We start from the raw sequence: 11,716 nt of genomic DNA on the forward strand, positions 1-11,716 counted from the left end.
CCCACAAGGGGAGAGGGAAAGTAGCACCCTAAAGCTGAAGCCCCATCGCATCCTGCGCCGCACGCAGCACCGGGGCCGCAATCGCCCGCGCGCGCTCGGCGCCGCGCTCCAGCACCCGCACGACCTCCGCCCGATCATCGAGCAGGCGCACCAGTCGATCGCGGATCGGCCCGAGCTTCGTCACCGCCAGGTCGGCGAGCGCGGGCTTGAACTGGCCGAAGCCCTGGCCGCCATATTGCGCGAGCACGTCGGCCAGCGCGATGTCCGCCAGCGCGGCGTAGATCGTCACCAGGTTGCGCGCCTCGGGCCGCTCTTCCAACCCGTCAACCGTATCGGGAAGCGGTTCCGCGTCCGTCTTCGCCTTGCGGAATTTCTGCGCGATCTCGTCATCCGAATCGCGGAGATTGACCCGCGTCATGTCGGAGGGGTTGGACTTGGACATCTTGGCGGTCGCGTCGCGCAGGCTCATGATGCGCGGCGCGGCGACACTGATCATCGGTTCGGGCAGCGGGAAGAGCTCGACGCCGTAATCGTTGTTGAACTTGGTCGCGATGTCGCGGGCGAGCTCGAGATGCTGCCGCTGGTCGTCGCCGACGGGCACATGCGTCGCCTTGTAGAGCAGGACATCCGCCGCCATCAGCACGGGATAATCGTACAGCCCGACGCTGGCGCCTTCACGATCCTTGCCGGCCTTGTCCTTGAACTGGGTCATGCGGTTGAGCCAGCCGACGCGCGCGACATTGTTGAGCAACCAGGTCAGCTCGCTATGCGCGGGCACGCGCGCCTGGTTCCAGATGATCGACTTCTCCGGATCGAGCCCGGCGGCGAGGATCGTCGCCGTCATCTCGATCGTGTTGTCGGCAAGCTCCTTGGGCGCGACGCGGTCGGTCAGCGCATGCAAGTCGGCCATGAAGTACATCGACTCGCCACCGGCCGCCGCGACCTCATCCTGCATCGCGACCCACTGCTTGATCGCCCCCAGATAATTGCCGAGGTGAAGGCGACCGGTGGTCTGGATGCCGGAAACGACGCGCATGACAGTTCCTTAGAGTTGTTCCTGGCCGGTCGCCTTGGCCGGACGGCGGCGACCGAGCAATGCCTTGAGGTCGCTGAGGCGATAGGCCCCGGTGACGAAGCAGGCGACCGCGTACACCGCGCCGCCCGCCGATACCAGCGCGGTCAGGCCAAGCCCGCGCCGGATCAGGCTGCCGGTGAGGTAGGGGTTCACCAGCGGCCCGACCAGCCACAGCACGACGCCCATCAACACGGCCGCCAGCAGCAAGCGCGGCACGCGACGACGCAATCGGGCATCTGTCACGAAATGCCCGCGCTTGCGGAGCGTCCAATAGAGCATGCCGACGTTGACCGACGACGCGATCGCGGTGGCGAGGGGCGGGCCCATATGATGGATAGTGGGGATCAGGATTAGATTGCCGACGAGGTTCACCGCGACCGAGATCATGGCGTAGCGGACCGGCGTCTTGGTGTCCTCCCGGGCATAAAAGCCCGGCGTCAGCACCTTGACCAGCACATAGGAAGGCAGCCCGACCGAGAAAGCGGCGAGTGCGCCCGCGCTGGCGGTGGTCGCTGCCGCGGTGAAGGCGCCGTGCTGGAACAGCCCGCGGATGATTGGCTCCGCGCCGACCATGAACGCGACTGTCGCCGGCAGCGTGAGGAACAGCGCGAGCTCGATGCCGCGATTCTGCGTGTCCATCGCCTCGTCATATTTGCCGGTCGACAACAGGCGCGAGACGGTCGGCAGCAAGATCGTGCCGAGACCGATGCCGATCATGCCGAGCGGAAGCTGGTTCAGCCGATCGGCATAATAGATGTACGAAATCGATCCCTGGTCGAGCAGGCGGCCGGCTAGTGCGGTCGAGATCGCCAGATTCACTTGCACCGCACCCGCGCCGATCGCGGCGGGCAGGATCAACTTGAGCAATTGCCGCATGTCGTCGTCGATCACCGGCTTGCGGAACTTGAGGCTGACGCCGGCCTGGCGACAAGCGAACAGCAGCCAGGCGAGCTGGAGCACGCCGCCGACCGACACCGAGATCGCCTGCGCGCGCGCGGTTTCGTACGCGGCGTCCGGGCCCGAGCCGTGGAAGAACCACAAGGCGCCGACCATCGAGATGTTGAGCAGGATCGGTGCCGCGGCGTTGACCCAGAAGCGGTTGAGCGAATTGAGGATCCCGCCGAGCAACGATGCCAGCGAGATCAGCATCAGATAGGGGATGGTATAGCGCGACAGCTCGACCGCAAACGCGAACTGGTCATGCGTCGGGTTCTTGAACCCGCCCGACAGGCCCCAGGTCACCGGCCAGGCGGCGACCAGCATCACGATCGTGAAGATCGAGAGCAACGGGAGGAGGACCGCCAATGCCGCTTCGGCAAAGGCAAGCCCTGCCGACAACTCGCCTTTCTCTCCGACCTTGCGGTTGAACATCGGAATGAACGCGGCCGAGAAGGCGCCTTCCGCGAACAAGGCGCGGAACATGTTGGGCAGGCGGAACGCGACGAAGAAGGCGTCGGACGCAAAGGTCGCGCCGACATAGGTTGCCTGCAACGTGTCGCGGACGAGCGCCAGGATGCGGCTGACGAGCGTCAGCCCGCCGACCGATCCCAGTGATTTCGCCAGGTTCATGGCCCTGTCTCCGCCGGAGTCCCCGCCGGGCCGGCGAGCGTCAGGCGTTACCTACGACGCCCTCGGCCTGCTGTTCCTGCGCCTCGAGCTGCTGCTGGTACAAAGTACCGAAGTCGATCGGATCGAGCAGCAGCGGCGTGAAATTGCCGTCGCGAGTCACGTCGGCGACGATGCGGCGGGCGAAGGGGAAGAGCAGGGTCGGGGCCTGGGCGAGCAGGAACGGGCGAAGATGCTCCTCGGGCACGTTGCGCGCGCCGAACAGGCCGGCATAGGTCAAATCGACGATGAACGCGGTCTGGTCACCCATCTTGGCGCGAACCTCGATCTTCAGCGTCACTTCGTGGAATTCATCGCCGACCTGGCTGGTGCCGATGCCGAATTCGACGTCCATCTGCGGCGCCTGCTGCTGATTCTCCGAGCTGAAGACCGCCGGCGCGGTCGGGCTCTCGAACGACAGGTCCTTCACATATTGCGAAATCATGCCGATGGCCGGGCCGTTATCGGCGCCATTCGGGAGCGTGGCGTCGGTTGCGCCGGAGGTGTCCTGATCGTCCATGATGAGTAGCTTTCTCGTCTTGAATGGGTATTTCGCGTGGGTCAGGCCCGTGGGCTCGCGCGAAGTGAGCGGCGACTAGCAGGGGGATCGTGGCAGTTCAACGGCGGGTCGCATACGGGAACATTTGAATAGCGCGTTTCTTGTGCCTATGTTGCATAGCGGTCAAATTGGAGGCCCGGTGGTTTATATCGTTATCCTTGCCATGGTTGCCCTGTTCCTGGGCCTGCGTCTGTATGCCGTGCTCGGCAAGCGGACCGGGCATGAGCCGGTGCTGCGCAATCCCGCCGAGGAACGCCCCGGCCCGCCGCTGACCTTGGCGCGCAACGCCGAGCCACGCCCCGATTTCCGCGACGCCGGCCCGCGCACGATCGAGAGCGCGGCGCAGGGCGGCTTGCGCGCGTTGATCCATGCCGACCCGTCGTTCGACGTCGCCGGTTTCCTCGACGGCGCCAAGAATGCCTATCGCATGGTGCTCGAAGCGTTCTGGAAGGGCGATGAGGAAACGCTCGGCTGGCTGACCGAGGATCATGTCCGCGACGCTTTTGTCGAGGCGATCAAGGCGCGCAAGGAGGCCGGGCACGTACTCGACAACCGGCTGGTCACGATCGAACGAGCGATCATCACCGACGCCTCGGTCGACAACAAGACCGCGCGCGTGACCGTCGCGTTCGATGCCGATATCGCTGCGGTGACCCGCGATGCCGAGGGTAATGTCGTCGCCGGCTCGCTGACAGACGCGGTCGAGACGCACGACGTCTGGACTTTCACGCGCCCGCTGCGCAGCGGCGACCCCGACTGGAAGCTCGCCGACACCGACGAGGCCTGAGGGCTTCGCGGACTCCCCTCCCCGGCAAGGGAGGGGTTGGGGGTGGGTGCGCGCGTCTGCGCGCTCAAAAAGACTCACTAGCCGACCGCCAAAATAGCATCGGACGAGGCATCGAGCCTCGCCCGACGCTCGATCCACCCCTTGATCCCCTCCCTGCAAGCAGGGAGGGAAGATTCTGATCGTCTTCCCGAGCTTGTTTCGCAGGGGACGACCGGTCATTAGCGATACCCAAATCGAGTAAAGGGGTTTTCGCAATGGCCGTCGCGCGCAAGCTGATCGTAATGACGAGCCTGGCGCTGCTTGTGTCTGCGTGCGGCGGGCGGATCGTGCCGCCGTCGACGACCACATCGTCGCTTCCCGCCCCGGTCAGGAAACCAACTCCCGCCAAGCCGCTGCCGCCCGTCGCCAACCCGACCATCGTGCCGGCCGGCGCGAATGCGGCAGGCGCGGGCGTCGTCGCGGGACCCTCGGTGTCGAGCCTGGGGATCGGCCAATCACGTGCCGCGCGCGCGCTCGCCGCGTTCCGCCTGAGTTGCCGCGAACTCGTCCGCCGCACCGACCAATCCGGGCTGACTCGCGGTGCAGACTGGGCACCCTCCTGCAACGCCGCGCAATCGGTCAGCGACCGCGATGCCGCCGATTTCTTCGCGACCAATTTCGAGACGGTGCAGGTCGGCGACGGCAAGGCGTTCGCGACCGGCTATTACATTCCCGAAATCGCCGGATCGCGCGAACGCCGCAAAGGCTATGACGTGCCGATCTACGGCCGCCCGGCCGATCTGATCGACGTCGACCTCGGCAAATTCTCCGACGCGCTCAAGGGCAAGTCGATCCGCGGTCGCGTCGAGGGCAAGAATTTCGTCCCCTATTACGACCGCACCCAGATCGAGAATGGCGCGATGACCCAGGCGCCGATCATCGCCTGGGCAGCGGATCCGGTCGCGTTGTTCTTCCTCCAGGTCCAGGGATCGGGCGAGCTGCGCCAGCCTGACGGGTCGACCATCCGCATCGGCTATGACAGCCAGAATGGCCGCGATTATACCGGGATCGGCGCACTGATGCGCGACCGCGGGATGCTCCAGCCGGGGCATGCCACGATGCAGGACATCGTCGCCTGGCTGCGCGCGCATCCCGACGAGGGGCGCGAGGTGATGCGCGCCAACAAGAGCTATGTGTTCTTCCGCCTGCTCGACGGCCCGCCCTTGGGCGCGATGGGGTTGCCGGTCACCGGCGGCGTGACGGTCGCGAGCGATCCCAAGTTCATTCCGATGGGCGCCCCCGTCTTCCTGTCGATGGACCGCACCGACGCGACCGGCCTGTGGATCGCCCAGGATACCGGCGGCGCGATCAAGGGCGCCAATCGCGTTGATACCTTCTGGGGCGCGGGCAAGGAGGCCGAGGCGATTGCTGGCGGCATGTCGGGACGCGGCACCGCGTTCCTGCTCGTGCCGGTCGGCACGCTCGCTCGCCTGCAGGGAGGCAGGGGTGGAACGACGCCTCAGCGCTGAGGAGCGCGCTTTATGGGCGCGCGTGATGGCGACGGTGAAGCCGATGCCGGGCCGCGAACAGACAAAGCCCCTCCCCCTTGGGGGAGGGGTTGGGGGTGGGGCAGTGCCGCAAGCTTCTCAGCCCGTTGCCAGGCCCCACCCCAACCCCTCCCCCAAGGGGGAGGGGCTTAAGAAGGTCGCACCCGCTCCCACTCCCGGCACCACGCTCGACGGCAGCTGGGACAAGCGGCTGTCGCGCGGCATGGTCCAGCCCGACGCGACGGTCGACCTGCACGGCCATACGCTCAATTCGGCCTATGCGATGCTCGACGATGCGCTGGGCCGCTCGATCGCGCGCGGCGACCGCGTCATCCTGCTGATCACCGGTAAGCCGCCGCGGCCCGATAGCGAGCGGCCGCATGCGCGCGGCGCGATCCGCGCGGCGGCAGGCGACTGGTTGCACGCCTCGCGCCACGCCGATTCAATCGCCGCGGTGAGGGGCGCCAACCCGCGCCATGGTGGGTCTGGAGCACTATATATTGTGCTGCGCAGACCCCGCGGGGCACGAATTTCTTAACCCTTTCCCGTCATAAACTTGTCTTCATCGGGGGCGCTTCGACAGCCCGCCAGACGGGGATTGTTCGGGCGCAATGGAAGCAACATCGCTGAAAGGCCGGGCGATCGTGTTCGCACTGTGCGCCGGCGCGGTGGTGTTCATCCTCGCGCTGCTGGCGACCGCGCACGGCCAGCTCAGCGCCGATACGATGGGCCGCGCGCTGATCCCGGCGATCGTCTGTTCGGTGCTGTCCTGGGCCGCCGCCGAGCGTTCGATCGCATCGACCGCTGCGGCGATCGATTCCGCCATCTCCCGCCTCGCCAAGGCCGCGCATGGCGATCTCGACAGCCCCATTCCCGACGATATCGGCGCCGCCGTCCCGCATCTGGCGGAGGCGATGCACGGTCTGTTCCAGCAAGTCGCGGCGAACCTGGACAGCGTCCACCGGCTGGCGATGTTCGATCCCGTCACCGCATTGCCCAACCGCACCCATTTCCGCCGGTCGGCCGAACGTCAACTCGCCGAGATGCCGATCGGCCAGATCGCCGCCTTGCTGTTCATCGATCTCGACCGTTTCAAGGCGGTCAACGACACGATGGGCCATGCCACCGGCGACATGTTGCTCGGCATGGTCGCCAATCGCCTGCGCGCGGTCGCCGACAGCGTCTCGATCGGTGAGGTTACCGACAAGCCGCTGATCGGCCGCCTGGCGGGTGATGAATTCACCATGTTCTTCCCCCGGCTCGACGATGCGCGCGAAGCGTCGCGGATCGGTCGCGGCGTGCTGTTCGCCCTGACCGAGGCGTTCGACATCGCCGGGGCCGAGATCGAGATCGGCGCGTCGATCGGCATCGCGATTCGCCCCGATCACGGCACCACCTTGCACGACCTGATGCGCGCCGCCGACGCCGCGATGTACCATGCCAAGGCGAGCGGCCGCGGCCGCGCCGAGAATTTCTCCGAGGAGTTGGCCGCCGAACTCGCCGACCGCGCCCAGCTCGAAGTCGATCTGCGCGCCGCGATCGATCGCGACCAATTCACTCTGGTCTACCAACCCCAGGTGTCGCTGACCGACGGCCGCATCGTCGCCGCCGAAGCGCTGCTGCGCTGGCAGCACCCGGTCGAAGGCGTCAAGCTGCCCGGCAGCTTCCTGCCCCGCGCCGAGGAAACCGGGCTGATCGTCGAGATCGGCGAATGGGTGATCGGCCGCGTCACCGCGACGATCCGCCATTGGGCCGATCTGGGCGTCGAACAGCGGCTGGCGATCAACATCAGCCAGCGCCAGCTCGACCATGCGATGTTCTTTCGCCGCCTGCGCGAAGCGATGCTGGCGAGCAACGCGCCGGCGCGGTTGCTCGAGCTCGAAATCACCGAAACGCTGGCGATGCATTGCTCGGAAGACGTCATCGAGGCGATCGCCGCGCTGCGCACGGACGGCGCGACGATCGCGATCGACGATTACGGCACCGGCCATTCCAGCCTGTCGCGCCTGCGCCAATTGCCGATCGACCGCATCAAGCTCGATCGCAGCCTGATCGAACATGTCACCACGCGCCGCGAGACGCGGCTGATCGCGCAATCGGTGATCGGCCTGATCCACGGCCTGGGCTGCGAAGCGGTCGCCGAAGGGATCGAGGAGCAAGACCAGGCCGATGTGCTGCGCGTGATCGGCTGCGACGTGATCCAGGGCTATGTCGTCGCCCAGCCGATGGACGAGGAAGCCTTCATCGCTTGGGCGCGCCGCGAGGCGAGCGAGCGGGGCAAGGGCGAAGCGCTGGCGGGCTAATCCCGCCGCCCGGTCGCCGATCCCGCCTCCAACGCCGCCAGCCGCGCGCGATAGGTCGCGATCAGCGCCGGATCGGCGTCCGTCGCATGGCGGGCGATGAACCCGCGGAGCGCCTGCCTTAGGTCGTCGCGGAACGTCGGGTCGTCCGGCGCCGCCGCCAATTTCGCCGTGGCAGTCTCTACCGGCTCGCGGTCGCGGGCGATCAGGCGCTGGCGTCCATAAGGCGACTGGTCGACCATGATCGCGATGTTGCGCGGGAAGCTGGGGACGTATTTGACGACGAACCGCTCGCCTTCCGGCGGGATCGCGATCTCGTTGCGCCACGGATAGAGCGACGCCGACATGGTGTCGAAGCTGGTTTCGACGTTGCGGCCGTCCGCCGTCCGCAGGACGGCCTCGTAATACCAGATATTGCTGTCGTTCAGCGTCGAACTGGTTTCCTCCGAATGGACGATCACCGCCGTGCCGGTGGTCCCGACCGCATTGAGGAACATCGCGTTCACCGCCGAGGCGAAGAACGGACTCACCGCCGCGAGGATCAGCCCGATCACGCCCAGGAACATCCACCCCCTCCATCGCGTCAACCGCGCCAGCAACGCGCCGATCCCCCAGGCGGCCAGGGGATAGAGCGGCATCGCCAGGAAAGGATGCTGGCTGAGGAAATAGAAGACCGCCGATATCGCACCCATCCGCGTCGTCTCCATGCCAGGGGTAGGGGCGGCTATGGCCGGAGGGCTTGCGCGCCGTCAATCGGTGATCGGCCCGGGGCGTCGTCGAATTTCTCTTTTGATTGCCGCGCTTTCCGGGCCGCCAGGTGGCTCCGGTCAGCTCGAAGGCTCCGCCAATGTCATCGTCACCCCGGCCCTGTGCCGGGGTCCAACGCGCCACAGGCTTAAGCCTTCGCGGCTCCTTGGATGCCGGAACAAGTCCGGCATGACGGGTGGGTAAGCGCCGGGCAAACAAAAGGGCGCGGGACGATGTCGCCCCGCGCCCTTCGCGTCATACGACCGCTACCTTACGCCGCGAGCTTGCGCAGCACGTACTGCAGGATCCCGCCGTTGAGGAAATATTCCAGCTCGTTGACCGTATCGATCCGGCAGCGGGTGGTGAAGGTCTCCGTCGAGCCATCCGCGCGGGTCAGTTCGACCTCGACATCCTGGCGCGGGCGCAGGCCGGCGACGTTGCGGATGGTGAAGGTCTCGTCGCCCGTCAGGCCCAAAGTCTGCCGCGTCACGCCTTCGGCGAATTGCAGCGGCAGCACGCCCATGCCGACCAGGTTCGAGCGGTGGATGCGCTCGAAGCTCTCGGTGATGACCGCGCGGACGCCGAGCAGATTGGTGCCCTTCGCCGCCCAGTCGCGCGACGATCCGGTGCCATATTCCTTGCCCGCGACGATGACCATCGGCACGCCGTCGGCCTTGAACTTCATCGCCACGTCATAGATCGGCAGGACCTGGCCGTCATAGCGCGACATGCCGCCTTCGACGCCCGGGACCATCTCGTTCTTGATGCGGATATTGGCGAAGGTGCCGCGCACCATCACTTCGTCATTGCCGCGGCGCGCGCCATAGGAGTTGAAGTCGGCGCGGCTGACCTGATGCTCCTGCAGGAAGCTGCCCGCCGGGCTGTCGGCCTTGATCGATCCGGCCGGCGAGATGTGGTCGGTGGTGATCGAATCGCCCAGGATCGCCAGCGGCCGCGCCTCGATGATGTCGGCGACCGGCGCCGGGGTCATCCCCATGCCCTCGAAATAAGGCGGATTGTGGATATAGGTCGACCCGGCGCGCCACGTGTAGGTGTCCGACCCCAGCACGTCGATCTCACGCCACTTGGCATCGCCTTCATAGACCGCGCCATAGCGATGCTTGAACATGCCGGAGTCGATGTTGGCTGCCATCAGGTCGGCGATTTCCAGGTTGGTCGGCCAGATGTCCTTCAGATAGACGTCGACGCCCTGCTGGTCCTGCCCGATCGGGGTTTCGACCATATCCTCGGTCACCGTGCCCTTGAGCGCATAGGCGACGACCAGCGGCGGTGAGGCCAGGAAGTTGGCGCGCACGTCGGGGCTGACGCGGCCTTCGAAATTGCGGTTGCCCGACAGGACCGAGGCGGCGACCAGGTCGTTCTCGTTGATCGCGGCCGAAATCGGGGCGGCAAGCGGCCCCGAATTGCCGATGCAGGTCGTGCAGCCATAGCCGACCAGGTTGAACCCGATCGCGTCGAGATCGGCCTGCAGCCCCGCCTTGACCAGATAGTCGGTCACCACCTGCGATCCGGGCGCCAGGCTGGTCTTCACCCAGGGCTTGGGCTTCAGGCCCTTGGCGTGGGCCTTGCGGGCGACGAGACCCGCTGCGACCAGCACCGACGGGTTGGAGGTGTTGGTGCAGCTGGTGATCGCGGCGATGACCACGTCGCCGTCGCCGATATCGTGATCCTTGCCCTCGACCGCGACGCGTTCCGGGCGTTCTTTCTTGTAGAGCTTGGTCAGGTCGCCGTTGAACACTTCGTCGACCTTGTTCAGGCTGACGCGGTCCTGCGGGCGCTTCGGCCCGGCCAGGCTGGCGACGACCTCGCCCATGTCGAGCTCGAGCGAGTCGGTGAAGATCGGGTCGGCGGCGCCCGCGTCGCGCCACATGCCCTGCGCCTTGGCATAGGCCTCGGTCAGCGCGATCGTCTCGTCCGGGCGGCCGGTCAGGCGCATGTAATCGAGCGTCTTGTCGTCGATCGGGAAGAAACCGCAGGTCGCGCCGTACTCAGGCGCCATGTTGGCGATCGTCGCGCGGTCGGCCAGCGTCATGCTGTCGAGGCCGGGGCCATAGAATTCGACGAACCGCCCGACCACGCCCTTTTGCCGCAGCATCTGCGTCACGGTCAGCACCAGGTCGGTCGCGGTGATCCCTTCGTTGAGCGCACCGGTCAGCTTGAAGCCGACCACTTCGGGGATCAGCATCGACACCGGCTGGCCGAGCATCGCCGCTTCCGCCTCGATCCCGCCGACGCCCCAGCCGAGCACGCCCAGGCCATTGACCATCGTCGTGTGGCTGTCGGTGCCGACCAACGTGTCGGGATAGGCGATCGTCGCGCCCGCGGTGGCGCGCTCGCCGCTTTCCTTCGACGACCACACTGCCTGCGCGACATATTCCAGGTTCACCTGGTGGCAGATGCCGGTGCCCGGCGGCACCACCGAGAAATTGTCGAGCGCCTTCGATCCCCATTTCAGGAATTCGTAGCGTTCGAAATTGCGCGCATATTCCAGGTCGACGTTATCGCCGAACGCCTTGGGCGTGCCGAACTCGTCGACCATCACCGAATGGTCGATGACCAGGTGGACGGGAACCTGCGGATTGATCTTGGCCGCGTCGCCGCCCAGCTTGGTGATCGCATCGCGCATCGCCGCCAGGTCGACCACGCAGGGCACGCCGGTGAAATCCTGCATCAGCACGCGCGCCGGGCGGTACTGGATCTCACGATCGGGCGCGACCGGGTTCTTCTGCCAATCGACGATCGCCTGGCAATCCTCCGGCGTGACGGTGACGCCGTCCTCGAACCGCAGCAGATTTTCGAGCAGCACCTTCATCGAAAAGGGCAGGCGGGAAATGTCGCCGAGCTTGGCGCTCGCCTTGGCCAGGGAGAAATAATCGTAGCTCTTGCCGCCCGCGGTGAGCGTGTCGCGGGTGCCGAGCGTGTCCTGGCCGATGGCGGTCATTCAAAGGGTCCTTTCCCTGTGTGGCCGGTCGCGGGCGCGGCGGGGAGGCGGGCGCCTGAGGCCGAGAAGGCCGGCGTCCCGCGCGAGCGCGCCCGGACGGGCGAATGCGTGAGTCGCGAGGGCCGATAGCAGGGGGGAGGGGGTGGGGGAAGGGT

The 11,716-nt window shown here is 66.5% G+C and carries 9 protein-coding genes; 4 read left to right on the forward strand and 5 right to left on the reverse strand.

Annotation, left to right across the window (positions count from 1 at the left end):
* Nucleotides 1-28: 28 nt before the first annotated feature.
* The 3 genes from trpS to secB are packed head-to-tail and all read right to left on the reverse strand — an operon-like array spanning nucleotide 29 to nucleotide 3,200.
* Complete coding sequence (trpS, locus tag SMA01S_RS23270) at nucleotides 29-1,036, reverse strand: tryptophan--tRNA ligase (RefSeq protein WP_066827784.1); 1,008 nt, start codon at nucleotides 1,034-1,036, stop codon at nucleotides 29-31.
* Nucleotides 1,037-1,045: 9 nt separating this feature from the next.
* A complete protein-coding gene (murJ, locus tag SMA01S_RS23275; RefSeq protein WP_066827785.1) occupies nucleotides 1,046-2,644 on the reverse strand; it encodes a murein biosynthesis integral membrane protein MurJ in 1,599 nt (532 codons plus the stop codon).
* A gap of 40 nt (nucleotides 2,645-2,684) precedes the next feature.
* Entirely contained in the window at nucleotides 2,685-3,200 is a 516-nt protein-coding gene (gene secB / locus SMA01S_RS23280; RefSeq protein WP_066827786.1) for a protein-export chaperone SecB, read from the reverse strand.
* Nucleotides 3,201-3,378: 178 nt separating this feature from the next.
* Between secB and SMA01S_RS23285 the strand changes: the two genes are divergently transcribed.
* The 4 genes from SMA01S_RS23285 (at nucleotide 3,379) to SMA01S_RS23300 (ending at nucleotide 7,855) form a co-directional block, all read left to right on the forward strand.
* Nucleotides 3,379-4,026, forward strand: a complete 648-nt coding sequence (locus SMA01S_RS23285) for a Tim44/TimA family putative adaptor protein (protein ID WP_157094115.1) — start codon at nucleotides 3,379-3,381, stop codon at nucleotides 4,024-4,026.
* Between the two features lie 254 nt (nucleotides 4,027-4,280).
* Entirely contained in the window at nucleotides 4,281-5,534 is a 1,254-nt protein-coding gene (gene mltA, locus SMA01S_RS23290; protein ID WP_066827788.1) for a murein transglycosylase A, read from the forward strand.
* Entirely contained in the window at nucleotides 5,512-6,090 is a 579-nt protein-coding gene (locus tag SMA01S_RS23295; RefSeq protein WP_245649421.1) for a Smr/MutS family protein, read from the forward strand. Before mltA ends, SMA01S_RS23295 begins: the two co-directional genes overlap by 23 nt.
* Nucleotides 6,091-6,163: 73 nt before the next feature.
* On the forward strand, nucleotides 6,164-7,855 hold the full coding sequence (locus tag SMA01S_RS23300) for a putative bifunctional diguanylate cyclase/phosphodiesterase (protein WP_066827790.1): 1,692 nt from the start codon (nucleotides 6,164-6,166) through the stop codon (nucleotides 7,853-7,855).
* Here SMA01S_RS23300 and SMA01S_RS23305 read toward each other — a convergent pair.
* Together SMA01S_RS23305 and acnA are read right to left on the reverse strand one after the other, a co-directional pair.
* On the reverse strand, nucleotides 7,852-8,544 hold the full coding sequence (locus SMA01S_RS23305) for a hypothetical protein (RefSeq protein ID WP_157094116.1): 693 nt from the start codon (nucleotides 8,542-8,544) through the stop codon (nucleotides 7,852-7,854). The genes SMA01S_RS23300 and SMA01S_RS23305 overlap by 4 nt on opposite strands.
* Before the next feature lie 326 nt (nucleotides 8,545-8,870).
* Nucleotides 8,871-11,561, reverse strand: coding sequence for an aconitate hydratase AcnA (gene acnA / locus SMA01S_RS23310; RefSeq protein WP_066827792.1), 2,691 nt, complete (start codon nucleotides 11,559-11,561; stop codon nucleotides 8,871-8,873).
* Nucleotides 11,562-11,716: the final 155 nt, after the last annotated feature.

This window comes from Sphingomonas mali NBRC 15500 (genome assembly GCF_001598415.1).
GTDB lineage: Bacteria > Pseudomonadota > Alphaproteobacteria > Sphingomonadales > Sphingomonadaceae > Sphingomonas > Sphingomonas mali.

What these genes read in the sequence shown, in the direction of transcription:
- trpS (WP_066827784.1), bottom strand. Translation starts at nt 1,036, where the DNA reads ATGCGCGTCGTTTCCGGCATCCAGACCACCGGTCGCCTTCACCTCGGC.
- mltA (WP_066827788.1), top strand. Translation starts at nt 4,281, where the DNA reads ATGGCCGTCGCGCGCAAGCTGATCGTAATGACGAGCCTGGCGCTGCTT.
- secB (WP_066827786.1), bottom strand. Translation starts at nt 3,200, where the DNA reads ATGGACGATCAGGACACCTCCGGCGCAACCGACGCCACGCTCCCGAAT.
- acnA (WP_066827792.1), bottom strand. Translation starts at nt 11,561, where the DNA reads ATGACCGCCATCGGCCAGGACACGCTCGGCACCCGCGACACGCTCACC.
- murJ (WP_066827785.1), bottom strand. Translation starts at nt 2,644, where the DNA reads ATGAACCTGGCGAAATCACTGGGATCGGTCGGCGGGCTGACGCTCGTC.
- SMA01S_RS23305 (WP_157094116.1), bottom strand. Translation starts at nt 8,544, where the DNA reads ATGGGTGCGATATCGGCGGTCTTCTATTTCCTCAGCCAGCATCCTTTC.
- SMA01S_RS23300 (WP_066827790.1), top strand. Translation starts at nt 6,164, where the DNA reads ATGGAAGCAACATCGCTGAAAGGCCGGGCGATCGTGTTCGCACTGTGC.